23 protein-coding genes and 1 pseudogene are annotated in these 25,129 nt (G+C 70.6%); 14 read left to right on the top strand and 10 right to left on the bottom strand.

From position 1 onward, the window contains the following. Positions 1 to 61: 61 nt before the first annotated feature. The 4 genes from AC1VWI_RS15015 (at position 62) to AC1VWI_RS15030 (ending at position 5,737) form a co-directional block, all read left to right on the top strand. Positions 62 to 2,374, top strand: a complete 2,313-nt coding sequence (locus AC1VWI_RS15015; protein ID WP_499511507.1) for a peptidoglycan recognition protein family protein — start codon at positions 62 to 64, stop codon at positions 2,372 to 2,374. 191 nt (positions 2,375 to 2,565) lie between these two features. Then, positions 2,566 to 3,465 carry an alkaline phosphatase family protein gene (locus AC1VWI_RS15020; RefSeq protein WP_499511508.1) on the top strand — a complete coding sequence of 300 codons (900 nt, stop codon included), beginning with the start codon at positions 2,566 to 2,568 and terminating at the stop codon, positions 3,463 to 3,465. 5 nt (positions 3,466 to 3,470) lie between these two features. Further along, the gene (locus AC1VWI_RS15025; RefSeq protein ID WP_499511509.1) at positions 3,471 to 4,697 is read left to right on the top strand and encodes an MFS transporter; all 1,227 of its coding nucleotides are present in this window, start codon (positions 3,471 to 3,473) and stop codon (positions 4,695 to 4,697) included. 20 nt (positions 4,698 to 4,717) lie between these two features. Further along, complete coding sequence (locus AC1VWI_RS15030; RefSeq protein ID WP_499511510.1) at positions 4,718 to 5,737, top strand: TolB family protein; 1,020 nt, start codon at positions 4,718 to 4,720, stop codon at positions 5,735 to 5,737. A gap of 24 nt (positions 5,738 to 5,761) precedes the next feature. Here AC1VWI_RS15030 and AC1VWI_RS15035 read toward each other — a convergent pair whose 3' ends face one another. Continuing rightward, entirely contained in the window at positions 5,762 to 6,184 is a 423-nt protein-coding gene (locus AC1VWI_RS15035; RefSeq protein WP_499511511.1) for a TOBE domain-containing protein, read from the bottom strand. Between the two features lie 94 nt (positions 6,185 to 6,278). Then, complete coding sequence (locus AC1VWI_RS15040; protein WP_499511512.1) at positions 6,279 to 6,704, bottom strand: ATP-binding protein; 426 nt, start codon at positions 6,702 to 6,704, stop codon at positions 6,279 to 6,281. Between the two features lie 180 nt (positions 6,705 to 6,884). Here AC1VWI_RS15040 and AC1VWI_RS15045 point away from each other — a divergent pair, with 180 nt between their 5' ends. Both AC1VWI_RS15045 and glpK read left to right on the top strand, forming a co-directional pair. Next, positions 6,885 to 7,652 (top strand): IclR family transcriptional regulator, encoded by a 768-nt coding sequence (locus AC1VWI_RS15045; RefSeq protein WP_499511513.1) that lies wholly within the window; start codon positions 6,885 to 6,887, stop codon positions 7,650 to 7,652. A 71-nt stretch (positions 7,653 to 7,723) separates the two neighbouring features. Next, entirely contained in the window at positions 7,724 to 9,232 is a 1,509-nt protein-coding gene (glpK, locus tag AC1VWI_RS15050; protein WP_499511514.1) for a glycerol kinase GlpK, read from the top strand. Here the strand turns inward: glpK and AC1VWI_RS15055 are convergent. Then, positions 9,216 to 10,100, bottom strand: coding sequence for a PhzF family phenazine biosynthesis isomerase (locus AC1VWI_RS15055; RefSeq protein WP_499511515.1), 885 nt, complete (start codon positions 10,098 to 10,100; stop codon positions 9,216 to 9,218). The genes glpK and AC1VWI_RS15055 overlap by 17 nt on opposite strands. Before the next feature lie 95 nt (positions 10,101 to 10,195). Between AC1VWI_RS15055 and AC1VWI_RS15060 the strand changes: the two genes are divergently transcribed. Further along, entirely contained in the window at positions 10,196 to 11,110 is a 915-nt protein-coding gene (locus AC1VWI_RS15060; RefSeq protein WP_499511516.1) for a LysR family transcriptional regulator, read from the top strand. An 80-nt stretch (positions 11,111 to 11,190) separates the two neighbouring features. On the opposite strand, the gene AC1VWI_RS15065 is transcribed toward AC1VWI_RS15060, so the two are convergent. Then, positions 11,191 to 12,081, bottom strand: coding sequence for a bifunctional helix-turn-helix transcriptional regulator/GNAT family N-acetyltransferase (locus tag AC1VWI_RS15065; protein WP_499511517.1), 891 nt, complete (start codon positions 12,079 to 12,081; stop codon positions 11,191 to 11,193). 386 nt (positions 12,082 to 12,467) lie between these two features. Here AC1VWI_RS15065 and AC1VWI_RS15070 point away from each other — a divergent pair, with 386 nt between their 5' ends. Further along, positions 12,468 to 13,052 carry a fascin domain-containing protein gene (locus tag AC1VWI_RS15070; protein WP_499511518.1) on the top strand — a complete coding sequence of 195 codons (585 nt, stop codon included), beginning with the start codon at positions 12,468 to 12,470 and terminating at the stop codon, positions 13,050 to 13,052. Positions 13,053 to 13,223: 171 nt separating this feature from the next. Here the strand turns inward: AC1VWI_RS15070 and AC1VWI_RS15075 are convergent, their stop codons facing one another. Further along, a complete protein-coding gene (locus AC1VWI_RS15075; RefSeq protein WP_499511519.1) occupies positions 13,224 to 13,469 on the bottom strand; it encodes a hypothetical protein in 246 nt (81 codons plus the stop codon). A 158-nt stretch (positions 13,470 to 13,627) separates the two neighbouring features. Next, the gene (locus tag AC1VWI_RS15080) at positions 13,628 to 13,999 is read right to left on the bottom strand and encodes an ankyrin repeat domain-containing protein (protein WP_499511520.1); all 372 of its coding nucleotides are present in this window, start codon (positions 13,997 to 13,999) and stop codon (positions 13,628 to 13,630) included. A gap of 142 nt (positions 14,000 to 14,141) precedes the next feature. Here AC1VWI_RS15080 and AC1VWI_RS15085 point away from each other — a divergent pair, with 142 nt between their 5' ends. Both AC1VWI_RS15085 and AC1VWI_RS15090 read left to right on the top strand, forming a co-directional pair. Then, positions 14,142 to 14,393 (top strand): hypothetical protein, encoded by a 252-nt coding sequence (locus tag AC1VWI_RS15085; protein ID WP_499511521.1) that lies wholly within the window; start codon positions 14,142 to 14,144, stop codon positions 14,391 to 14,393. Positions 14,394 to 14,706: 313 nt separating this feature from the next. After that, a complete protein-coding gene (locus tag AC1VWI_RS15090) occupies positions 14,707 to 15,000 on the top strand; it encodes a hypothetical protein (protein WP_499511522.1) in 294 nt (97 codons plus the stop codon). A 502-nt stretch (positions 15,001 to 15,502) separates the two neighbouring features. Here the strand turns inward: AC1VWI_RS15090 and AC1VWI_RS15095 are convergent. Next, entirely contained in the window at positions 15,503 to 16,123 is a 621-nt protein-coding gene (locus AC1VWI_RS15095) for an SMI1/KNR4 family protein (RefSeq protein ID WP_499511523.1), read from the bottom strand. 93 nt (positions 16,124 to 16,216) lie between these two features. On the opposite strand from AC1VWI_RS15095, the pseudogene AC1VWI_RS15100 reads away from it, so the two are divergent. The 3 genes and pseudogenes from AC1VWI_RS15100 to AC1VWI_RS15110 all read left to right on the top strand — a co-directional run. After that, a pseudogene (locus AC1VWI_RS15100) lies at positions 16,217 to 16,420 on the top strand (IS5/IS1182 family transposase); the annotation flags it as partial. Positions 16,421 to 16,426: 6 nt separating this feature from the next. After that, positions 16,427 to 16,621: a KOW motif-containing protein gene (locus AC1VWI_RS15105; RefSeq protein ID WP_499511524.1), complete on the top strand. Its 195-nt coding sequence runs from the start codon at positions 16,427 to 16,429 to the stop codon at positions 16,619 to 16,621. A 1,508-nt stretch (positions 16,622 to 18,129) separates the two neighbouring features. Further along, positions 18,130 to 18,387 carry a hypothetical protein gene (locus AC1VWI_RS15110; protein WP_499511525.1) on the top strand — a complete coding sequence of 86 codons (258 nt, stop codon included), beginning with the start codon at positions 18,130 to 18,132 and terminating at the stop codon, positions 18,385 to 18,387. 235 nt (positions 18,388 to 18,622) lie between these two features. Here AC1VWI_RS15110 and AC1VWI_RS15115 read toward each other — a convergent pair whose 3' ends face one another. Further along, the gene (locus AC1VWI_RS15115; RefSeq protein WP_499511526.1) at positions 18,623 to 19,984 is read right to left on the bottom strand and encodes a glutamine synthetase family protein; all 1,362 of its coding nucleotides are present in this window, start codon (positions 19,982 to 19,984) and stop codon (positions 18,623 to 18,625) included. A 271-nt stretch (positions 19,985 to 20,255) separates the two neighbouring features. Here AC1VWI_RS15115 and AC1VWI_RS15120 point away from each other — a divergent pair, with 271 nt between their 5' ends. Further along, positions 20,256 to 22,013 carry an NAD+ synthase gene (locus tag AC1VWI_RS15120; protein ID WP_499511527.1) on the top strand — a complete coding sequence of 586 codons (1,758 nt, stop codon included), beginning with the start codon at positions 20,256 to 20,258 and terminating at the stop codon, positions 22,011 to 22,013. A 634-nt stretch (positions 22,014 to 22,647) separates the two neighbouring features. Here the strand turns inward: AC1VWI_RS15120 and AC1VWI_RS15125 are convergent. Then, positions 22,648 to 23,868 carry an MFS transporter gene (locus AC1VWI_RS15125; RefSeq protein ID WP_499511528.1) on the bottom strand — a complete coding sequence of 407 codons (1,221 nt, stop codon included), beginning with the start codon at positions 23,866 to 23,868 and terminating at the stop codon, positions 22,648 to 22,650. Positions 23,869 to 23,962: 94 nt separating this feature from the next. Further along, a complete protein-coding gene (locus tag AC1VWI_RS15130) occupies positions 23,963 to 24,883 on the bottom strand; it encodes an endonuclease/exonuclease/phosphatase family protein (protein ID WP_499516813.1) in 921 nt (306 codons plus the stop codon). Between the last annotated feature and the right edge of the window lie 246 nt (positions 24,884 to 25,129).

A 25,129-nucleotide genomic window follows, 5' to 3' on the forward strand; every position in this document is an offset into this window, starting at 1 on the left:
TAAGAAATCAACCAACGGTACCCACGGCTACCCATGAGTGGGACGGGGCGGGGAAGAGAACATGCGGCGAATACGTCTGCGCGGGCGTGCGTGGCTCGCGGTGGGGGCGGTCGTACTCGGAGGGGCCGGTGTCATCACCGCCTCGTCCGTGGCCAGCGGACCGGAGGGGACCGCCCCGTCGGCCGACGCGAAGGGGCCGGTGCCCAGTGCGGTCCAGTCCGTCGACCTCAAGGGCAAGGGCGGGGAGCGCACCCTGCCCCGGCGCGACACCGACACCTTCGGCCTGCTCGGTGTGACGTGGGACGACCCGCGCACGGAGCTGGACGGCACGGTGCAGGTGCGCACCCGTTCCGTGAAGAGCGGCCAGTGGTCCGACTGGCACGCGGTCGACCCGCACTACGACGACGCTCCCGACCCGAAGACCGAGGGCGCTACCCGGGGCGGTTCGGCCCCGCTGTACGTGGGCCTGTCCAACGGCGTCGAGCTCAAGGTCGTATCGGCGAACGCCGCGTCGGGCACCCTCCCGAAGGGCCTCCAGCTCGAGCTGGTCGGCGACGCCAAGAAGAGCGGCACCGACGTCGCCATGGCGCCTGCCGCCTTCGCGGCGGACGCCGAGGAGACCACGACCCCGCCGGCCGATCCCTCGGCGACGGACTCGCCGTCCGACACCGCGACGCCCGACCCGACGGACTCCTCACCGAGCGACACGGCGGCTCCGTCGACCTCGGCCCCGGCACCGGACTCCTCGGCGTCCACGAGCGCCTCCCCGAGCGCGTCCGCGAGCACCTCCGCCCCCACCTCGCCGTCGCCGAGTTCGACCCGGCCGACCGCCCCCACGTCCACCGTGGCGATGCCGGCCGTCAAGCTCCGCAAGGACTGGGGTGCCGACGAGTCCAAGCGCGAGGCCGGGGACCCGCCCTACGCGGACAAGGTGAACGTGGTCTTCGTCCACCACACCGACACCGCCGCCGACTACGACTGCGCCGACTCGGCCTCGATCGTGCGGTGGATCTACGCCTACCACCTGTCGCAGGACTGGCGCGACATCGGCTACAACGCCCTGGTCGACAAGTGCGGCACCATCTTCGAGGGCCGCTTCGGCGGCCTGGACCTGCCGGTCATCGGCGCGCAGACCTACGGCTTCAACACGCGTAGCTGGGGCATCGCCGCGATCGGCACCTTCCAGGTCATCAAGGGCGTCCCGGCCACACCGATCTCCTCCAAGATGCTCGGCTCGATCGCGGCGCTGTCCGCGTGGAAGCTCGGCCAGTACGGGATCAACCCCAACCCCGGCAGCAAGACGCAGACCCTGGTCGAGGGCGCGGAGGACAGCCCGCCGTGGGTCTTCAAGAAGTCGTACACGTTCAACCCGATCTCCGGGCACCGCGACGGCTTCGCCACCGCCTGCCCCGGCCAGAACCTGTACGACAAACTCGCCACCATCCGCTCCTACGCGGCCGGCGTCGCCGCGCCGACGCTGAACGGCGTCAGCGGCGCCACGCTCTCCGGGTCCTCGTACTACACCAAGGGCACGGCGACGGTGGCCTGGAAGGAGTCCACCCCGACCGCCGTCATCAAGCGGTTCGAGGTGCTCGTGGACGGCAAGGTCGCGGCCACCGCCAAGCCCACCGCGCTCTCGGCGCCGATCACGGTCGCCGCGGGCAAGCACACCGTGACCGTGCGAGCCGTGCACAACAACAACAAGACGGCGACGTCCGCGAGTTCGTACACCGTGGTCGGCGACACGACCAAGCCGGCGTTCACCACCGCGCCCGAGGTGAAGATCCGCAACGCCGCCGTCTCCAGCACCTCCGTGCCGGTCTCCGTGACCTGGAAGGCCTCCGACAACGGCGCGCTCAAGGGCATCGCGGCGACCGCCCCGACCACGGCCACCTTCGGCCCGACCACCACGTCGTGGAGCACCACGGGCAAGGCGAACACCGCGGTCACCTACGGCCTGAAGGCCACCGACGCGGCCGGGAACTACACCACCGCCTCGGTGAGCCGCACGGCGGCGATCCTGCAGGAGACCTCGGCGACGAAGGCCGGGAAGTGGTCGGCGAAGAGCAGCACCAGCTACCTCGGCGGCAAGTCGCTCACCTCCTCCTCGAAGAACGCCAGCCTGACCTGGACGTTCACCGGCCGCTCGGTCGGCTGGGTGGTCTCCCGCGCCTCGACCTCCGGTCAGGCGTACGTCTACGTCGACGGGGTCAAGGCGGCCACGGTGGACCTGAAGTCCTCCACCACCGCCTACCGGCAGACGATCTGGTCCAAGTCCTGGACGACCAGCGGCAAGCACACGCTGAAGATCGTCGTCGTCGGCACCTCCGGCCGCCCCGCGATCACCACGGACGGCATCACGTACGTCAAGTGACGTCCTGACAGCAAGGGCCCGGGGAACGCGAGTTGCGTTCCCCGGGCCCTTTTACCTGGGCTTGACCTCAAGATCCAGAACGTACGCACCGTTCCCCGGACCTTCACTTCCGCGGCGCTTCGGACGTCCGCGGCCCCCTCCTAATCTGGCGCGGCGCCACTCCCCGTCCCCCCCCTTCACGGAGGTCCGCCGTGTCCGGCTGGTCCCTGCCCCGTCCCCGTCGTACCGTCACCGCCCTCACTTCCACCCTCGGCGTCGCCGCCGCCTCCCTCGGCCTGTGGGCCGGACTCGGCGGCGCCGAGACCGCCCACGCGGCCGGCAGCGTGCCGAACCCCGACCACGTGGTCGTGGTGATGCTCGAGAACCACGCCTACAGCCAGGTCATCGGCAGCTCCAGCGCGCCGTACCTCAACAACACGCTCAAGGCCGGCGGCGCCAGCCTGACGCAGTCGTACGGCGTCACGCACCCGAGCCAGCCCAACTACCTGCAGATCTTCTCGGGCGGCAACCAGGGCGTCACCGACGACGGCTGCTACACCCCGGGCTTCAGCTCCAAGCCCAACCTCGCCTCCGAGCTGATCGCCGCCGGCAAGAGCTGGGCCAGCTACAACGAGACGCTGCCCAGCCAGGGTTCCACCACCTGCAGCAGCGGCGACTACGCCCGCAAGCACAACCCGTGGTTCGCGTTCAGCAACGTCCCGACGTCGACGGCGAAGACCTTCGCCCAGTTCCCGACGGACTTCACCACCCTGCCGAAGGTCTCGTTCGTCACGCCGAACCTGTGCAGCGACATGCACGACTGCTCGGTCTCCACCGGTGACACCTGGCTGAAGAACAAGCTGGGCGCCTACGCGACCTGGGCGAAGACCCACAACAGCCTGCTCGTCGTCACCTTCGACGAGGACAACCGGCTGAGCGGCAACCGCATCCCGACCGTGCTCTACGGCCAGCCGGTCAAGGCCGGTTCGTCGTCCGCCACGACGTACAACCACTACAACGTGCTCCGCACGCTGGAGGACCTGGCGGGTCTCACCACGCACGCGGGCAACGCCGCCTCCGCCTCGGACATCACCGGCATCTGGGCGAGCTGAGGCCGGTGTACGTCGCGGACAGCCGCGGCGGAGCCGGCACCGGGGTCGCCCCCACCGTCCTCGTCCTGGGCACCGTCAGCCTCATCACCGACGTCTCGTCGGAGATGGTCACCGCCGTGCTCCCCCTCTACCTGGTCGCCGGACTCGGGCTCTCCCCGCTCGGCTTCGGCCTGCTCGACGGCGTCTACAACGGCTTCAGCGCCCTCGTGCGGCTGGCCGGCGGGCACCTCGCCGACCGGGGCGGCGGCCGGCACAAGGCCGTCGCGGCCGTCGGCTACGGCCTGTCGGCGCTGTGCAAGCCCGCGCTGCTTCTCGTCCACAGCCTGCCCCTGATCGGTGCCGTCCTCGCGGTCGACCGCACCGGCAAGGGACTGCGCACCGCACCGCGGGACGCGCTGATCTCGCTGACCTCCACGCCCGAGACGCGCGGGCGGGCCTTCGGCGTGCACCGCGCCATGGACACCGCCGGGGCGCTGCTGGGACCGCTGGTGGCGTTCCTCATCCTGCGGCAGGCCGCCGAGGGGTACGACGCCGTCTTCACGGTGAGCTTCTGCGTGGCCGCCGTGGGGGTGCTGGTGCTGCTGCTCTTCGTGCCGGGCCGCCTCCGCGGCGGGGCCCCGGTCACCACGGCCGCCCCCGCCCCCGCCGACGCGCCCTCGCCTTCGCTGCGGGCGTCCGTGGCGCTGCTGCGCCGCCGGGACGTGCGGCGGCTGACGGTCTGCGCGACGCTGCTGGGCCTGTCGACGGTGAGCGACTCCTTCGTCTACCTGCTGCTCCAGCACCGGCTCGGGGTCCCCGACCGCTGGTTCGCGCTGCTCCCCCTGGGCACCGCGGCGGCATTCCTGCTGCTCGCGATGCCGCTGGGGCGGCTGGCCGACCGTGTGGGGCGCTGGCGGATGTTCCTGGCGGGACACCTCGCGCTGCTCGCCGCGTACGGGCTGATGCTCGCGCACGGCCCCGCGTACGCCGTCCTGCTGCTGCACGGCGCCTTCTACGCCGCCACGGACGGTGTGCTGATGGCCGCCGCCTCCACCGCCGTCCCCGACGAGTTGCGCGGTGCCGGGCTCGCCCTCGTCCAGACCGGGCAGGCCATGGCCCGCTTCGTCGCCTCCCTGGCCTTCGGCGCGGCCTGGACCGCCTGGGGCGACCGCGCGGCGCTCACCGCCGCCGCGCTGGCGCTGACGGCGTGCGCGGTCTGCGCCGTGTACCTGCGTCCGGCGCCGAGCACGTGACCTTCGAGGAAAGGCCCCCCATGAACACCCGCAGCCGTCTGTTCGTGCTGCTCGCCGCCGTGGCGGCGCTGGCCGCCGTCGCCGCCGTGTCCGTGCTGCGCGCCGCCGACCGGGCGGCGGAGAAGGACCGCCCGCAGGCGGGCGGTCCCGCGGTCACGGCGGGGGCGGTGACGCTGGCGCCGGACGCGCCCCGCATGGTGTTCCGCAACATGGCGTGGGGCCCGCACCGGGACGAGCTCGCCACGGTCCCGGCCGGCCGGCCCGGGGCCGCGCGCACCGCCTCGGACGTGAAGTGCCTGCGCTTCTACGCGGCCGCGGGCACCGGCATCTGCCTGCAGTCCGTCAAGGGCGCCGTCCAGGACAGCTACCGCGCCGTCGTGCTCGACGCCCGGCTGCACGAGCTGCGCCGCTTCCCCCTCGCGGGCATCCCGACCCGGGCCCGGGTCTCGCCCAGCGGGCGCATGGTCGCCTGGACGGTGTTCGTCGGGGGCGACTCCTACGCGGGCACGAACTTCTCCACCCGCACCTCCGTCCTGGACACCCGTACCTGGACCCTCGTCAAGAACCTCGAGGACTTCCGGATCACCAAGGAGGGCCGGCCGTACCACGCCGCCGACGTCAACTTCTGGGGCGTGACCTTCTCCGACGACACCCACTTCTACGCCACCCTGGGCACCGGCGGCCGCACCTACCTCGTCCGCGGCGACGTCGCGGCCCGCTCCGTCCGCACGCTGCGCGGCAACGTCGAGTGCCCCTCGCTCTCGCCCGACGGCACCCGGCTGGTGTTCAAGAAGCGCGTCGCGGGCCTGTCCCCCGACGCGCCCTGGCGGCTGTACGTCCTGGACCTGGCCACCCTGCGCGAGACCCAGCTCGCGGAGCGGCGCAGCGTCGACGACCAGGTCGTCTGGCGCGACGACCACACGGTCGTCTACGCCCTGGCCGGGGACTTCGGCGCGGACCTGTGGACGGTGCCCGCCGACGGCACCGGAACGGCCCGCCGCATGATGACGGCGGCGCTGGCCCCCGCGTACCTCGGCTAGGGCTCGCCGCGGGGCCCCGTCCGCTCAGGTCGCCAGTGACACGTCGGTCGCCTTGACCAGCGCGACGACCGCGGCGCCCTCGGCGACGCCCAGCTCGTCGAGGGCCTCCCGGGTGATCACGGCGGTCAGCTCGCGGCCGCCCGCGAAGCCGATCCGGACGGTCGCCATGGCCTCGCCCGGCGTCACGGCGGTGACGGTCCCGGGGACCCGGTTGCGGATGCTGATGCCCTGCACCGGGGCCGTGGCGAGGGAGACCTCCGTCGCCTTGATCAGCACGGTCACCCCGCCGCCCGGGATGATGCCGAGCTCCCGCACGGCCTCGGCGGTCACGGCCGCCGTGAAGTCCGGTCCCCCGCCGTCGAGGCGCACCGTGACCACGGCCATCACCTCGCCCGGGACCACCGAGGCGACCTTGCCGTCGATCTGGTTGCGAATGCTCAGTGCCATGAGCGGCACCGTAAGCCCGCCCCCGGCGCGCCGCGCGGAACGACCCGCCGCCCGCCCCGGGCCCGGGCGGCGGTCCGGTCCCGCCGGCGGCGGCTCAGGCGGTGACCAGGTCCGCCCAGCGGGTGATACCGGCGCAGTCGGCACGTATGCCGTGCCGTGTGGAGAGGGCGCCCACGATGCCGAGGCCCCGGCCGTGCTCGTCGGGGTCGGTGGATCCCCCCGGCATGCATGGTCGGGCCGACGGGCCCGAGTCGGTCACCTCGATGTGCAGGGCGCTGCGCCCCTCGACCTCGGTCCAGCAGATGCGCAGGGACGCGGGGCCGTCGGCGTGCACGATCGCGTTCGTGGTCAGCTCCGATATCACCAGCAGCGCGTCCTCGGCCACCTCCGCGCGCAGCTCCCACTCCGCCAGCACGCCCCGTACCCTCCGGCGCACGACGGACAGGGCGCCTGGGATGTGCGACAGCGCGCAGACGTGCACGTCCTCGCGCTGCGGCATCGTCTCGGGCTGTGCCGCCATGGTGTCCTCCTCCCGGGGAGTCCTGCCGGGTGGACTCCCGGACCTGCACGAAAGCTTCCGAGACAGGACATCCCGGGTCAATGAATCGGGGTCGTCATTATCGAACGCCGCCCTCAGAGGCCGAACGACCTGCGCAAACGCGCTGATGCCCATCGTGGTCGCCGGGGATAGCATCGACGTATGGCCGGCCCGCTCCAGTCCATCGAACGGGCGGCGGCGATCCTCAGGCTCCTGGCCGGCGGTCCCCGCCGGCTCGGGCTGGGCGAAGTGGCCGGCTCGCTCGGGCTGGCGAAGGGCACCGCCCACGGCATCCTGCGCACCCTCCAGCACGTGGACTTCGTGGAGCAGGACCCGGCGACCGGGAAGTACCAGCTCGGGGCGGCCCTGCTGCACCTGGGCACCAGCTACCTGGACGTCAACGAACTGCGGTCCCGGTCGATCAACTGGGCCGACGCGCTGGCCGCCCGCAGCGGCGAGGCGGTACGCCTCGGCACCCCGCTGGAGGGCCAGGTGCTCGTCGTCCACCACGTCTTCCGGCCCGACGACAGCCTGCAGACGCTCGACGTCGGAGCCCTGCTGCCGCTGCACGCCTCCTCGCTCGGCAAGATCCTGCTGGCGTACGGTGCGGCACCGCTGGAGCCGCTGCTGAAGGAGGAACTGGAGGCGTACACCCGGCACACCCTGGTGGTCCCGGAGGACCTGACCCGGGCCCTCGCCGAGGTCCGCGAGCAGGGCTGGGCGCCGGAGGTGCAGGAGATGTCGATGGGCGAGGCCGGGGTCTCGGCGCCGATCCGCGGGTCGGGCGGCCTCGTCGTGGGCGCGATCGGCCTGTCCGGCCCGGTCGAGCGGATCTGCGACAGCAAGGGCCGCCCGCTGGCGTCCCTGGTCACGCTGCTCCGCGAGGCCGCGCGGGCGATCTCCAGAGACCTGGGCGCCGCCCGCTGGTGAGGCCCGCCCGGGCACCGGACACCCCGAGCACAGCGAACGCGTCGGAAAGCATCGGAAAGCAGGCCCCGATCATGGTTGAACGGTATGTGATGTCCATCGACCAGGGCACCACCTCCACCCGATGCATCCTGTTCGACCACCGGGGGCGCCTGGTGTCGGTGGCCCAGCGCGAGCACCAGCAGCACTTCCCCAGGCCCGGCTGGGTCGAGCACGACGCCCTGGAGATCTGGCGCAACCTCGAACGCATCGTGCCGCAGGCGCTGTCCTCCGCCGAGATCGCGGCGGAGGAGGTCGCCGCGATCGGCATCGCCAACCAGCGGGAGACGACCGTGCTGTGGGACCGGAGCACGGGCGTACCGCTGGGCCGGGCGATCGTCTGGCAGGACACCCGTACCGCGCCGCTCGTCGAGCGGCTGCGCAAGGACCCCGGCGACGACTTCTTCCTGGAGCGCTGCTGCCTGCCGCCCTCCACCTACTTCTCCGCGCCGCGGATCCGCTGGCTCTTCGACGAGGTGCGCGGGCTGGAACAGCGCGCCCGCGACGGCGAGGTGCTCTTCGGGACGATGGAGACCTGGCTGATCTGGAACCTGACGGGCGGGGTCGACGGCGGCCTGCACATCACCGACGCCACCAACGCCAGCCGCACCATGCTGATGAACATCCGCTCGCTGACCTGGGACCAGGACCTGCTGGACTTCTTCGGCGTCCCCCGCGCGATGCTCCCGGAGATCCACGCCTCCGCCGAGAACTACGGCGCGGCCCGGACGGTCCTGCCCGGGGTCCGCATCACCGCCGCCCTCGGCGACCAGCAGGCGGCGCTCTTCGGCCAGACCTGCTTCTCCCCCGGCGAGGCGAAGTGCACCTACGGGACCGGCAGTTTCCTGCTGCTCAACACCGGGACCACGATGGTCAGGTCGCGGCACGGGCTGCTCTCCACGGTCGCGTACAAGATCGACGACCAGCCGACGGTCTACGCCCTGGAGGGCTCGATCGCCGTCACCGGATCGCTGGTGCAGTGGTTCCGCGACCGCCTCGGGCTGATCAGCAGCGCCCCGGAGATCGAGACCCTCGCCCTCACCGTCGCGGACAACGGCGGCTGCTACATCGTGCCCGCCTTCTCCGGTCTCTTCGCCCCGCACTGGCGCAGCGACGCCCGGGGCGTCATCGTCGGCCTCACCTCGTACATCACCAAGGGGCATCTCGCCCGGGCCGTCCTGGAGGCCACCGGCTGGCAGACCCGCGAGGTCGTCGACGCCATGAACGCCGACTCCTCGCTCGGGCTGAAGGAACTCAAGGTCGACGGCGGCATGACCGCGGACAACCTGCTCATGCAGTTCATCGCCGACGTCCTCGACGTCCCCGTGGTCCGCCCCATGGTCGCCGAGACCGTGTCCCTGGGCGCCGCCTACGCCGCCGGTCTCGCCTCCGGCTACTGGCCGGACCTGAAGGTGCTGCGGAACAACTGGCACCGTGCCGGGCAGTGGCTGCCCGACATGGACCCGGGGCACCGCGACGCCGAGTACGAGAACTGGCAGCGCGCCGTCGAGCGCTCCATCGGCTGGATCAGACAGCCCCCGTGACCGTCGGCGTGCCCAGGCGCACCGCCCGGCCGGTCACCCGGACGCGCGGGTCCCGCGGGTCGACGCCCACGAGCAGCTCGCTCGGGCGGCCCATGTCCTCGCCCTGCCGCACGACCACCCGGGCCGCCTCCGGCACCAGGCCGAGCTCGCGCAGGTAACCGCCGAACGCCGCCGCGGCCGCGCCGGTCGCCGGGTCCTCGACGACCCCGCCCACCGGGAAGGGGTCGCGGGCGTGGAAGCGGTCCGCGGCCTCCCGCCACACCAGGTGCACCGTGGTCCACCCGTGGCGGCGCATCACACCGGCCAGGGCGTCGAAGTCGTACGCCAGGTCCGCCAGACGGGCCCGCTCCGCGGCGGCCAGCACCAGGTGGTGGACCCCTCCGAAGGCCACGTGCGGCGGCAGCGCGGGGTCCAGCTCGCCCCGCTCCCAGCCCAGCGCGGCGAGCGCGGCGTCCAGCTCGGCGTCCTCGGCCGGACGCGAGCGGGTCGGCACGCTGGTGAGCGTGGCGTGCAGCGCCCCCTCGCCGTCGCCGGCCGTCAGCACGGGGATCTCCCCCGCCGGGGTGTCGAAGACCAGCTCACCGGGGCCGATGCGCTCCGCCAGCGCGACGGCGGTCGCGACGGTCGCGTGGCCGCAGAAGTCGACCTCGGCGAGGGGGCTGAAGTAGCGCAGGGTGAACCGCCGGCGGGCGCGGTCCGCGGCCGTGACGAACGCCGTCTCGGAGTAGCCGACCTCGGCGGCGAGGGCGAGCATGCGCTCCTCGTCGAGGTCCGACGCGTCGAGGACGACGCCGGCCGGATTGCCGCCCGCGGGGTCGGAACTGAAGGCGGTGTAGCGCAGCACGTCGGTGCGGGTCCCAGATGTCATGCCGTCCACGCTGTCACACCAGGTGCCATTGGCAGAAACGATGGTTGTCCATCACCGCGATTGATGGAGCCGATCGCAGCGGTTACGGTCGAGCCGTGGACACCCGACTGCTCACCACCTTCCTCACCCTGGCGAGGACGGGGAACTTCACCGGCGCGGCCGCCGAACTGCACCTGTCGCAGTCCACCGTGACGGCGCAGATCAAGTCCCTGGAGAAGGAGCTGGGCGTACGGCTCTTCGACCGCATGCCGCGCGGCGCACAGCTCACCGGGGCCGGACGGCGCCTGATGACGGAGGCCGAGGGCGTCCTCGAAGCGGAGACGCGCCTGCGCGGCACGGCGGCCGGGGACGCCCGGTCCGGCGGGACCGTCGTCCTCGGCGCCGGGGACACGCTCTGCTCGACGCACGTGCCCCGGATCGTCGCCGCCCTGCGCCGCACCCACCCCGGCATCGACGTCCACCTCCACCCGGCGGGCAGCGACGCGGCCGTGGAGGGACTGCGGGCCGGGCGGCTCGACGTCGCCCTGCTGCTGGAGGACCAGGTCGCCCTGCCCGACATGACCGCCCACCCGCTCGCCGCCGAACCGCTGGTCCTCATCGCCGCCCCCGGTCACCCGCTGGCCGCGCTCGACCGGCCCGTCACCTGGGCGGAACTCGCCCGGGAGACCTTCTTCCTCCACGAGGAGGGCTGCTCCTACAGCGACCGCGTCGCGCGCGAACTCCTCGGCGTCCGCGACGCCCGGCCACGGCTGACCCGGTTCGGCAGCAGCGAGGCCGCCCGCACCTGCGTGGCCGCTGGCCTCGGGCTCGGCGTCCTCCCCCGCGCCACCGTCCGCACCGCCCTGCGCCAGGGCACCCTGACCGCCGTCCCCGGGCCCGGCCTCCCCGACGTGCCCGTCCAGCTCGTCCGCCGGCGCGGCCGCTGGACCTCCCCGGCGGTCCGGGCCGTCCTCGACGCGCTGACGGACCACTTCGCGCGGCACGGAAACGGGGGCTCGGCGGTCGAGTAGGTCACCGCCCCCGGCAGCGTGCGCGCCGACTTCAACGGCGGCGGGTACGGCCGTGGTCACGCCCGGGCGGAGCAGTCGTGTCAGCCTTCGAGGTTCCGCTCGAACCAGTGGTGCGCGTACGGCTCGGTGCTGAACGCCTCGACTTCCACGAATCCGGCGGTCTCATAGAGGCGTCTGGCCTCCGCGAGCGTGCGGTTCGTCTCCAGTCGCAGCGTCCGCATCCCGCGGAGGACCGCCTCGTCCGCGAGTCGCTCGAGGATGCGACGGCCCAGGCCGAGGCCGCGAACGTCCGGGGACGCCCACATCCGCTTCACCTCCGCGATCCGCGTCTCGGGGTGCAGCTTGAGCGCCCCGCACCCCACCGGGGAGCCCTGCGCGCTCGCCACCAGGAGCAATCCGTCCGGCAGCGTCATCTCCTCGTCGCTCGCGGAGAGGCTCTGGGCGGGGTCGAAGCCGGTGTCGAACCGCCGTCCCAACTCCTCGAAGTAGGAGCGCAGGCAGTAACGGGCGTCGGGCTCGCGCGGGTCCGTGATCCCGATCCGCACCTGGGAGGCCAGCAACAGCCGCCCGACCTCCGTCATCGCCGCCACCAAGCGCCCCCGCTGACCGTCGGTCAGCGGATCGAGGATCGACTCCGCGAGTTCGTCCGACGCGCGGTCCAGCACCGCCCGCTCCGCAACGCCGGTCCCGGTCAGACGCACCTTCCGCACCCGTCCGTCATCCGGGTCCGGGTCCGTGGTCACCAGGCCGTCCGACTCCAGCCGCCGCAGCTGCCGGCTCAGGTACCCGGAGTCCAGACCCAGCCGTGAACGCAGGACGCGCACCTCGGATCCCTCGGGCTCGACCTCCCAGAGCAGCCGCGACAGGCCGAGTGAGCGGTCCCGCGACAGGTACTCGTCATCCAGGGCACCGACGCGCTGCGTGACCGCGCGGTTGAACCTGCGCACCGCATCGACCTGCTCCCGTTCCATTCTCTGATAGTAGTCAGAGAAATCCGGGAAGGCGATGCCCGGCCTGGAGAGTCGCGCTCCTGAGCCGGTCGCCTGGCTCGGGCGTTCCGAGCTCCGCCCGTGGCGGCATCGGCATGACCGGTGACGCGAAGCCGGGACCGCCGGTCTGACGCCGATCGCCCGGACGCGTCAATCGTTCTTCAACGGCCTGTCGATGAGGCGTCAATGCCCACAAGGTTGGCTTATGCCGACATCAGCAACGTCCCAGCCATACGCCGGACGCCGGACCGTACGGTGCGCACCGAAGTCCAGGCGTCCGGCGCTCGGCCGTCCGCGGCCACCGGTTCTCGGCAGGCCGCGGCAGGTCATCACACAAAGATCAGAGAAAGATCGCAGGAAGCAGGAACGTGAACCTCAAGAGCATCTTCGGCAAGATCGGCATGGCCGTGGCGGTGGGGGCGGTCGTGCTGACCGCGACGCCGTCCGCGATCGCCGACACGATCCACACCCCCACCCCCGCTCAGGCGGTCGCCAAGGCCGCGGCCCTCCCCGACTGGGATCTCGGCGACGACCACTGTGCGGACATCAAGCTCAAGTCCAAGGCCAGCAATCGCTTCGTCTCCGCCGAGGTCGACTACACCGGATACGTCTCCGGAATGCTCCGCGCTCGGTCGACCTCCGCCGGCGACTGGGAGAAGTTCTCCATCTGCCCGGGAAACGGGTTCTACACCCTCTATTCCTACAGCGCCAAGGGCTGGGTGAGCGCCGAGCAGAACTACACGGGCGCCGACGCCGGCATGCTCCGGGCGCGTTCGGGCAGCGTCGGAGCGTGGGAGAAGTTCGACGTCCGCTGCACCGACTACTGCACCCTCAAGTCCCTCGCCAACGGCAAGTACGTGACCTCCGAGCTGGCCTACACGGGCTCCGGCTACGGCATGCTCCGGGCACGCTCCACCTCCGTCGGAGATTGGGAGAAGTTCTTGATCTCCTGACCGGCCGGCTGGTCATGACCACGGGCCAGGGCCGGGCGAGCTGAGGCACGACCGCACGGAAGCCGGGCAGGGGGTGAGGCGTCTCGCCCCCTGCCCGGCTGCGGCGCTTGCGGCACGCCTGTGTCATCAGTGACCGCCGGCAGCCCGGCGGGCCCCGCCAACGGGCTGTGGTCAGGAACTCTCGACGAAGCGGACGGACCACGCGTAGCCGCTCAAGCAGTCGTGCGGGACTCGTCGGACCTCTCTGACCTGGCAACCATCGTGCGCGTACTTGCGGGCGAACCGGTCCAAGCGCTGCGCCTCGGTGAGATCCTCCATGGACAGCGGCGCTCCGACGACGAGGTCTTCGTGGATGACCTCTTCCTGCGCGCCACCGTCCGAGCAGGAAGAGCAATGATGCGTTTTGGGTAGGGCCATGGGATCAGTGTCCTCCTCACCCGGCTGCCCCGACGTACACAGCGCGATGGCCGCACCGTGCCGTGCGCGGCCCGGCCGCGCGACCCCCGTACGGATCGACGGCAGTGAGCTTCCCGGATGGGTCCCTGCGGATGGGCCGGTGACGGCCCGGGTCACCTCTACGAGGTCTCGGACGGCAGTCCGGCGCCGTGGAGTCGCGCCCACGCGCGTAGCAGCCCCTCTGCCAGCCAGTGGCCGTTCATCGAAGCAATGTCCTCGGCTGTGCGGCCCTCCTCATCACGAACGGTGAAATCCACGTCGGCGATGAGCAGGTAAGCGACGCAGTCGACGTACGCCCGGCCCCTGCGCTCGGACCAGGCCCGTTCAATCTCGGCTGCAACGGCGTGGTGCAAGAGCGTCATACCCCGATGATCGGGGCGATTGCGATCGAAGAGCTTGGTCTCAACACTCGTGCGCAGGCTGTCGAGGTGTCCACGCCGCGCCGCGTCGATGGCCATGCGCCAAATGCGGTCACTTTGTTCGGCGTTCACAGTCCCTCCCAGGTGCCGGCCGCTCGTACTGTACCGAGCAGGCGGCGAGACGACGCCGGGCCGGATCGCATCGCCGGGTCCCTGGCCACCTCCTTGGGTGACAACATCCTCCCTGATCAACCGTGTCGAAGATGGGTGAGTCGTGGTTCAGGGAGACGAAGTGGTCAAGGCTCTTTTGACGGCGATGGCCACCTTGGATGATCTTGCTCAGGTAGGGCACGACTCGCACATGGCGTTGAGTGCCCTGGAGGGGATCGCCTCGGAGCTGGGCGGGATGGGCTCCGGTGAGCGCCGGCGGTTCCTTGAGGCGCTGGAGCGCGCGGCCCGGGACGAGCCGGACCGAGCCACATGGATCCGGGGGCTTCCAGACGCGCTGGGTCTTGATCGTTCGTGATCAAAATCGCTGCCAAGCGCTTAGAAGGAGCCCCGCTCGTTCGCCCGCAGTAGGCGGCTGGCCTGCACAGTCGCGTTCTCCGACACGCTGTCTCGGGCTCCTCCTGCCTTGCTCTGCCGGCCCGTTACCATCTCGGCTCACCCGCAGATGAGGAGGCGCCGTGAACGAGGAGCACTCGGTCAAGCGGGGCGAGGTTCCGCTCGAGCCATACGGGCACACGTCGCAAATCTCGCGACAGGGGTCTTACTCGGTTGACTGAGGTCTCCCCGGTTGCTGTACTCCGTCGCTGTACAGCGACTTCTGGGGAGGACCCATGACCGGACTGCCGGCGAGCGTAGACCGCGACATTCTGGAGGGGCGCACCATACTCGCCGTGAAGACGATTCGTGAGTCACGAGGATGCTCGCTCCGTGAAGCGATCGATCTCTACCATCAGCGCTATGGCGAGCTTCATCCTGAACCGGACTCAGCCCAGGAAGCTGCCGGGCCCCGCGTGCTGCGGTTCGAGCCGGACGGCACCTTGCTCGTGTTCGAGGGACTGCAAAGTGGCCTGGGCCTGACGGAGACGAAGCGCGTATTTCGCTGCATCTCATCTGGGGCGCGCTGACAGATTGGGTCGAGCTCCGGCCCACGGAAACGGATCGAGCTGAGGCACACATGGCCATGGCGGCCCATGAGTGGCTGACCGTCGATGGTGACCAACGGGCCGAAGCCGAGTGCTTCGATCGTTGGGTCCGCGGCATCCTCGGATACGAACGTCGGGCTCCGGTCCAGAGCTAATACAGGATCTTGAAAACCGTCGTGGCAGCGACGTCCCCGGGGGTTCACATCCCACACTCTGCGCACAGGCCGGCGAAGGCGCTGGACAGAAGGGGTGCCCCGAGACACGGGGCGCTCCTTCTTCGTGCGCGATGGCACCGCTTGCCCCCGGTTCCCCGTCTGGTCGGGCGCACCAGGGGCACGGCGGATGGCTTGTCCGGTGACTGACTGCCGGGGCTCGTTGCTGTTACCCGGCCAAGCGATCCGTCACGGCCGCACCGGCGATGTCTGTGGGCAACCCACGTCGTGGTCGATGGAGCTGAGGATAGGTCAGGATGACCATCCCGAGATCATCGGGCTTCTCTCTCCCGTTGCTCAAGCCATTCGAGATACCAGGTGCGGAAGGTGTGGCGGTTTCCACACGCGTCGACGTACGGCTCGAAGGGCGGGTTGCCCGCGCAGTCCCGGTCTCGGAGCTCCCCGCGGTGCGGGCCGACGACGATGAGCCAGCCGCTCATCCCGCATCCGTTGTCGCTGATCAGGATCGCGCCCCGCACACGTTCCTCAAACCAGTTCGATTCTCCGGCGTCGCCGAAGGCCTTGCGGTAATCGTCCAGGTAGTCGTCGTCATCGTCACGGATGCCGGGCTCGTACCCGGCGGCACGCAGAGTGGCCATCTGGCGGTCGGCCCAGTCTTCGGTCTCGACGAACGGCCCGCTCGGGTCCAGCACCATGGGAGCGCACCCCGCCCAGACCCACCCCCATGTCCCGTCGACCCGGCGCAACGACGCCAGTTCGAGTGCGGGTCCGGGTCCGCCGGCGCCGACCTCCGTCAAGAACGTGCGGTACTCGTCGGGGAGTTCGACGCCATATTGCGCCTCGACCTCAACGATCTCGGCGGCCGTCAGGACAGGATCGAAGACCGGGTGCTGAGAAGAGTCCCAGCCTTGTGCTCGACGTTCACTCTCCACCACCGCGATTACACGTTCTCGGACTCCCGACCAGAGTATTTGTGCCATGGCTCATCCTATTAGCCCGACATAGCCTGGGAACTGCCGCTCCTGGAGCTGGGATTCGGCTCCGGACAAACCTGTTGGCGGCGTCTGCAGCGGTGGCAGCAGGCCGGGGTCTTCGACCGGCTGCACCGCATTCTGCTCGCCGAGCTGAATGCAGCGAGTGAGCTCGACTGGTCCAGGGCGTGTGTGGACGGCTCCCACATCCGTGCGAAAGAGGGGGAGCCGATACCGGTCCGCCGCCGCCACCAGGGAGTGACCGTGCCGAGCATCCCGGAGCTACAGGCAGGGGACACCGTACTGGTGACTGATGGCCCCTTCGCCCAGTCGACGGGTCCGGTCCTGGCCATTGACCGGGAACGCATTCGCGTGCAGCTGGTTGTGCAGGTCTTCGGAGACGACACGCGCATCGACGTGCCCCTCGACGCGGTGGAGAAGAAGCTGTCCGACGCCTGAGTGCCTGCTCTGAGCTTGGGAATCACCGCTCCCTGCGGTCCAGGTCATGCTCTGACCGGCGCCAACGGCGGTGTGGTTCGAACCAATGAGCTCGCCCCAGGACCCGCCGTTGACCGTGGTTTACCGCCCTCTCGGGCACGGAACGGGCACGGCGACTGGTGTACCGACTTGCAGCGGCAGACAGGCATCGATTCACTCTGATCGTGATTGAGAACACCAGCACGCCGGCTCATCAGGCGGTCGAGATGGAGGACGCGGAGACACTGGCCCGTCTCCTCGGTGCGGGGGCCGATCCCAACGAGGTAGTTGGCAACACGACGCTCCTCACCCACGCAATCGACGTAGAGGGAGATTCCGCGCTGCAGAGCGGGAAGCCGCTGAGGGTGCACACGACGGCCATCCTCCTCGCCTTCGGAGCAGACCCAGAGTTGGAAGACCCCGGCGGAGACACGCCACTCGCACTGGCTGAGCACTATGGGCACGATGTGGCAATCCGGCTACTTCGAGCTTCCATAGCTCGCTCGCGTCGACGCTGGTGGCGGCGCAGATAGCCGTAGCCACTCGAACGCGCATCATCGCCCCGAAGCAATGGGAGCGACTGCGTGACCTGCGGTCGGACCAACCGTGACCTGCGCGAACTGTTCGCGGGCGTCCGTGGTTGTGTGCACCTGTGCGGGGTCGTTGTAGCGCAGTTGGACACTCAGCCGATGCTTGCGCCGTGCCTGATCCGTATTGCTGACTGGGCTGGTCTGAGCCTGCCGTGGCAACATGCCGGCATGCCGAGTTTCACAAGCAGTGGCGATCTTACGGAGGCAATCGAAGACGGTCTGTCGCCTTCGTGGTCCGTGCGGGCCGCTGCTGGCCCGCGACTCGCCCCGCACGCGGGAGTGGCGTCCGCTGCGGCCGTTCTGGAACGCCTGTTGCTCGATCCAGAGAACACGTTCGTGACCAGGGTTACCGCAGAAGCCCTCCTGAGGCACGGGCCGTTGGTCGCGGTGCGGCTCGTGGCCCGGGCTGTCGCTCGCGCTGATGACAACCACGGCGATTGGTTGCAGACTGCCGCGCACGATGTGGCCTGGCCGCCAGGTGAAGCGGGTCGTGCCGTTTCGGCTGCGTGCGCTGCTCTTGCCGACGATCCGGATGGGGCCGTCCGCAGTGGTGCCGCGGAAATCGCGGAATGGGTCCGCACATAGCCGACAGCTCGCTCGCGTAAGATCCCCAGTTTGGAGGACTGAGGCTGCGCCCCCTGCCTCACCTGGGCGGACGCTGACCTGCGGCAAAGCGACCCCGTCACCGCTGTTCCGCGTGGGTCCCCGTTCGGTACCGCCTCACCTGGCACGGCTGTGGCACGCCCGATGCGAACTAGGGGCGCTACGGTCACCGAGGTTGGCTGATCCGGTCGGCGGTGGCCGACCATCGCCGAACCCTTGAGGCCATCGCGTTGAAGGTGACCCCACGACGGCGGACGATGGATGCGATCATGCACGTCGTTGACGCTTGGAGCTGCGATGACTGCTGCGCAATCGATGATGGACATCAAACTGGCTGCGGCCGATGGACCCGCACGAATCACCTTTGAACCTATTGGCGAAGTTTTCGAGATCACCGAGGGCGACTTCATCACAGTGAGGTTCGACTCCGCCCTGGCATCCTCGGTCGAGATCTATCACTGGTCGAATGGGATCTCAGTTTGGCTTCCCTATCCCGGAGAATCCGACTACATCGTTCTCGACTCCGGTGGTCAGGAGATGATCCGGCTGTGGTGATATGAGGATCCGGGCTCCACGTTCTGGGTTCTCCAGCCTCGGACGAGCGGCTAGTCGTCCCGGTAACCCCGATGCCGCAGTCTCCGACGCTGGCCCACCGGCACACATACCAGTCGCCGCCTTCGTCCTCGGACGGCCCACGGACGGCCCAAGTGAGCTGAGACGACTCCGGGCCGACAGCATCGCGCTGCCGGCCCGGATCGCATCGTCCTCGGGGTACCCCGCTGACCTGCGGTTACAGGTTCGGGAGGTTCTTGCGGAGCTCGAACGCCGTGACCTCGCTCCGGTACTCCTCCCACTCCTGCTTCTTGTTGCGCAGGAAGAAGTCGAAGACGTGCTCCCCGAGCGTCTCGGCGACCAGTTCGCTGCGCTCCATGAGGGAGATGGCCTCACCGAGGTTCTGCGGGAGGGGCTGGATGCCGAGGGCGCGGCGCTCGCCGTCGGAGAGGGCCCACACGTCGTCGTCGGCGCCGGGCGGGAGTTCGTAGCCCTCCTCGATGCCCTTGAGGCCGGCGGCCAGGAGGACGGCGTAGGTGAGGTAGGGGTTGGCGCCGGAGTCGATGGAGCGGACCTCGACCCGGGTGGAGCCGGTCTTGCCGGGCTTGTACATCGGGACGCGGATGAGCGCGGACCGGTTGTTGTGGCCCCAGCAGATGTACGACGGGGCCTCGCCGCCGGCGCCCGCGGTGCGGTTGGCGCCACCCCAGATGCGCTTGTACGAGTTGACCCACTGGTTGGTCACCGCGGAGATCTCGTCGGCGTGCCGCAGCAGGCCCGCGATGAAGGAGCGGCCGACCTTCGACAGCTGGTACTCGGCGCCGGACTCGTGGAAGGCGTTGCGGTCGCCCTCGAAGAGCGACAGGTGCGTGTGCATGCCGGAGCCGGGGTGCTGGCTGAAGGGCTTGGGCATGAACGTGGCGTTCACGCCCTGCTCCAGCGCGACCTGCTTCATGACCAGGCGGAAGGTCATGATGTTGTCGGCGGTGGACAGCGCGTCCGCGTAGCGCAGGTCGATCTCCTGCTGGCCGGGGGCGCCCTCGTGGTGGGAGAACTCCACCGAGATGCCCATCGACTCCAGCATCGTGATGGCCTGGCGGCGGAAGTCCTGGCCCACGTTCTGCGGGGTGTGGTCGAAGTAGCCCGAGTTGTCGGCGGGCACCGGCACGCTGCCGTCCAGCGGCAGGTTCTTCAGCAGGAAGAACTCGATCTCGGGGTGCGTGTAGAAGGTGAACCCGAGGTCGGAGGCCTTGGCCAGGGACCGCTTGAGGACGAAGCGGGGGTCGGCGTACGACGGGGAGCCGTCCGGCATGAGGATGTCGCAGAACATCCGGGCGGTGCCGGGGGCCTCGGCGCGCCACGGGAGGATCTGGAAGGTGCCGGGGTCGGGCTTGGCGATCATGTCCGACTCGTACACCCGCGCGAAGCCCTCGATCGCGGACCCGTCGAAGCCGATGCCCTCGTCGAAGGCCTGCTCCAGCTCGGCAGGCGCCACGGCGACCGACTTGAGGTAGCCCAGCACGTCGGTGAACCACAGCCGCACGAATCGGATGTCGCGCTCTTCGAGGGTACGGAGCACGAACTCCTGCTGCTTATCCATAGCTATCCAACCTCACAGGTCATGGGGGCCTGTTGTCCGTGCCGGCTCGAGCGAGGGCCAGACCAGTATCACGTCACGGGGTTACCGGTCTGTTTCGGCGGCGGCCGGGACCGCCGGACACCCCTCGCCACCATTGTGATGCACCCTTGCGATCTTGACACAGGGGGCCGACCCCGGAAAGGCCCGTCCGCCATGGCTTCCCGGGCCGAGTGCGCGACCCCACAGGCGTCGCCCACGACATCGCGTCGGTTTGACGATTACACTGGGCGGCGTGCCTCAACTTCGCCTCGCCCTGAATCAGATCGACTCCACCGTCGGCGACCTCGCCGGGAACGCGGAGTCGGTCGTGCGCTGGACCCGGCACGCGGCCGAACAGGGAGCCCACCTCGTGGCCTTCCCGGAGATGGCGCTGACCGGGTACCCCGTGGAGGACCTCGCCCTGCGCTCCTCCTTCGTCGAAGCCAGCCGTGCCGCCCTGGAGGCCCTCGCCGAGCGCCTGGCGGCCGAGGGCTTCGGAGAGCTGCCGGTGGTCGTCGGCTACCTCGACCGCAGCGAGAAGGCCCAGCCCCGCTACGGCCAGCCGGCCGGCTCACCGCGCAACGCCGCCGCCGTGCTGCACGGCGGGAAGGTCGTGCTGAAGTTCGCCAAGCACCACCTGCCGAACTACGGCGTCTTCGACGAGTTCCGCTACTTCGTGCCCGGCGACACCCTCCCGGTGATCCGGGTGCACGGGGTCGACGTCGCCCTCGCCATCTGCGAGGACCTATGGCAGGACGGCGGCCGGGTGCCCGCCACCCGCACCGCCAGCGCCGGTCTGCTGCTCTCCGTCAACGCCTCCCCCTACGAGGTCGCCAAGGACGACACCCGCCTGGACCTGGTGCGCAAGCGCGCCCAGGAGGCCGGCTGCACCCTCGCCTACCTCGCCATGATCGGCGGGCAGGACGAGCTCGTCTTCGACGGCGACTCGATCGTCGTCTCCGAGGACGGTGAGGTGATCGCACGCGCCCCGCAGTTCGAGGAGGGCTGCGTCCTGGTCGACCTCGACCTGCCCGCCGCGGACGCCACCAAGGTGCCGGGCGGCATCGCCGACGACGGCCTGGAGATCGAGCACGTCACCCTCTCCGCCGAGCCGCTCCCCGCGTACGAGCCCGAGGTGCACGGCGGCGAGGCCCCGCGGCTGGGCGACGACGAGGAGGTCTACACCGCGCTGGTCGTCGGCCTGCGGGCCTACGTCGCCAAGAACGGCTTCCGCTCCGTGCTGATCGGCCTCTCCGGCGGCATCGACTCGGCCCTGGTCGCGGCCATCGCCTGCGACGCGGTCGGGGCGGCCAACGTCTACGGCGTCTCCATGCCGTCGCGGTACTCCTCCGACCACTCCAAGGACGACGCCGCCGAACTGGCCCGGAGGACCGGGCTCAACTTCCGCACCGTGCCGATCGCCCCGATGTTCGACGCCTACATGGGCTCCCTGGGGCTGACCGGACTGGCGGAGGAGAACCTGCAGTCCCGGCTGCGCGGCACGATGCTCATGGCCATCTCCAACCAGGAGGGGCACATCGTCCTCGCCCCGGGCAACAAGAGCGAGCTCGCGGTCGGCTACTCCACGCTGTACGGCGACTCGGTCGGCGCGTACGGGCCCATCAAGGACGTCTACAAGACGACCGTCTTCCGCCTCGCGCAGTGGCGCAACCAGGCCGCGGCGGAGCGGGGCCAGACCCCGCCCATCCCCGAGAACTCCATCTCCAAGCCGCCCAGCGCGGAGCTGCGGCCGGGCCAGGTCGACACGGACTCCCTGCCGGACTACGACGTCCTGGACCGGGTGCTGGCGATGTACGTCGACCAGGACAAGGGGCGCGACGCGATCGTCGCCGCCGGGTTCGACGGGGAGCTCGTGGCGAAGGTGCTGCGGATGGTGGACACGGCGGAGTACAAGCGGAGGCAGTATCCGCCGGGGACGAAGATCTCCGCGAAGGGGTTCGGGAAGGATCGCAGGCTCCCCATCACGAACCGCTGGCGCGAGCACGCATAGCGAGTGCCCGGGGTTGTGGTTGCGGCCCGTCGTTGTGTGCGGGTTGTTTGCGCCTGCGGCGGGCATCCCCCACCACCCGCCCGATTGCCCGGCGCGGTCGGTGCGGGCCTCGCACCGTGTGCCTGGGTCGGGGCCGCGCCGGCGCACTCCCCCAGCCTTCGGCCGGGGGGACCCCCACAGCGCTCGCGGTTTACCCCCACATCATTCCGCGCCGGGTTCGCCGCTCGTCGTTTCCGGGCGCACCCCGCCACACCCCCTCATGCCGGTTGGGGCGCACGACGGCCGGTGGGGGGTGGAAAGTGGTCCGGGGTTGCCGCAGGTGCCTTTCTGAACCACCACCGGCCGTTAGTCGCCGCATCGGCAGGAGGGGGTGTGGCGGGGTGCCCCCATGGGGGTCCCCCCGGCCGAGGGCTGGGGGAGACGAGCGGTACGCGCGGCGCCGAATGACGTAGACCAGCGCCGCGAACGCCGAGGTGGGGGTCCCCCCGGCCGAAGACTGGGGGCCCCGGCGCGGCACCGACCCACAACGACCGAGCGAGGCGGTCACTGTCCGCGCCGGGCAATCGGGCGGGCGGGCGGGGGAGAAACCCCAACCGCAACCACAACGGCGCCGCACACGAGGCACGGGCCAGGGTCAGCGCACGCGCTCCCGCACAGCGGGCGGCTGCCCGGACACGACGACCCGGGACGAAGAGGACCCCGCGTCGGAACCCGCGCGCCGCTCCCACAGGCTCGCGACCGTCGCGATCGCGAGCCCCGTGACCGCCAGCACCGCGCCCGCCACCGCCGGGGCGGTGTAGCCGAGGCCGTGCGCGAGGACGAGCCCGCCGAGCCAGGCACCGCCCGCGTTGGCCAGGTTGAACGCGGCCTGGTTCGCGGAGGAGGCCAGCGCGGGGGCGTGCCGGGCCTTCTCCATGACGAGCATCATCATGGGCGACCCCGTCGCGAACGCCGCGATCCCGAGCAGGACGACCGTGAGCGCCGCGCTCCAGCGGGCGTGCGCGGTGACCGTGAACAGCAGCAGGACGACCGCGAGCGCGCCGAGCCCGCCGAGCAGCGCGGGTCGCAGGGCGCGGTCGGCGAGGCGGCCGCCGAGGAGGTTGCCGATCGTCGCGCCGACGCCGAAGAGGGCGAGCACCAGCGTGACGCTGCTCTCCCCGAACCCGGCGACCTGCGTGAGCATCGGCGTGACGTAGCTGTAGACCGCGAAGACCGCGGCGAAGCCGAAGATCGTGGTGCCCAGCGCCAGCCAGACCTGCCCGCTGCGGAAGGCCGACAGTTCCCGGCGCAGTCCGCCGCCCGGGGCGAGGGGGATGCGGGGCACGAGCAGGGCGATGCCGGCGATGGCGGCCAGGCCGATGATGCCGACGGCGAGGAAGGTGGCGCGCCAGCCGAGGTGCTGGCCGAGCAGGGTCGCGGCGGGGACGCCGACGATGTTCGCGACGGTGAGCCCGGCGATCATCAGGGAGACGGCGCGGGCCTTGCGCGCGGGGTCGACCATGCCCGCGGCGACGACCGCGCCGACGCCGAAGAAGGCGCCGTGCGGGAGTCCGGACAGCACGCGCCCGGCGAGCAGCCAGCCGAAGCTCGGGGCGAGGGCGGAGAGCGTGTTGCCGACGGTGAACAGGACCATGAGGGACAGGAGCAGGGCCTTGCGCGGCATCCGCGTGGTGACCGCGGCCAGGAGCGGGGCGCCGATGACGACGCCGAGGGCGTAGCCGGAGACGAGGTAGCCGGCGGTCGGGATGGAGGTGTGCAGGTCGTCCGCGACGTCGGGCAGCAGGCCCATGATCACGAACTCCGTCGTACCGATGCCGAATGCGCTGATCGCCAGTGCGAGCAGGGCGAGAGGCATGACAGGCCTTTCCGGGGCAGGGTCGGGAGCAGTCATTAGTTTAACTGCGGAACAAAGTCTGCCCGGCCCGTTCTTCCCGTGGGCGAAGAACTCGTTACGGGAGTGCTACCTTCGCCGCCACCGGCCGGTGGTCGCTGCCCGTCGCCGGCAGCACCCAGGAGGCGGTCGGCTCCAGGCCCCTGACGAGGATCTGGTCGATGCGGGCGGTCGGGAACCCGGCCGGCCAGCTGAAGCCGAAGCCGTCGCCCGCGGCGCCCTGCGTGGACCGCATCTGGGAGGTGATGTTGGCGAGCGCGCGGTCGTTCATCGTGCCGTTGAGGTCGCCCATGAGGATGACGTCGGGCAGCTCCTCGTCCGCGACGGCCTCGCCGAGCGCGTCGGCGCTGTGGTCGCGCTCGCCGGCGGTGAAGCCCGCGTTGAACTTGACCCGCACCGAGGGCAGGTGCGCGACGTAGACCGCGACCTTCCCGTGCGGCGTGGTGGCGGTGGCGCGCAGGGCGCGGGTCCAGCCGAGCCGGATGTCCACCGGCCGCACCTGGCTGAGCGGGTACCTGCTCCACAGCCCGACGGTGCCCAGCACGGCGCTGTACGGGTAGCGGTCCTTGAGCCCGGACTTGTAGACGGAGACCTTCCCGGCGGGGATCTCCTCCAGCGCGACGAGGTCGGCACCGGAGCCGATGAGGTCCTGCGCGGTGCGGGCGGGGTCGGGGTTGTCGGCGTTGACGTTGTGGGTCAGCACGGTGAGGTCGCCCTCACCGGCGTCCTTGTCCGTGAGGAGCCCGCCGAAGAAGTGCAGCCACACCACGATCGGCAGCAGGACGGCGATCAGCGCGGTCGCCGAGCGCCGCAGCACGCCGACCACCAGCAGCACCGGGAGCGCGAGCCCGAGCCAGGGCAGGAAGGTCTCCAGCAGGCTGCCCAGGTTGCCGATCCGGTTGGGCACCGCGCCGTGAAAGGCCATCACCACGGCAATGGCGAGGGACAGTACGGCCGTGACGATCCCCCGCCGCCACATACCGTCGCCGAAGGACCAGAACCGCCGGAAGCGTCCGAAACGTCCGTTCGCACCCGAACCCTGCGGCCTGGTACCGCCGTCGGTGGTCACGTCCGCGTCGTACGCCTGAGCCATGGGGGGAGTCCTCACTGTCTTGCCAGGTGCTCAGTCGACCATAGGCGATCGACGCCCGGAGGACGGGACTCGCCGGGCGACAGGTTCCCCCGCCGCCCGACGAAAGGGCACCCTGTGACAGAACCAGGACAT

It is taken from the genome of Streptomyces sp. TOM-9 (assembly GCF_056858595.1).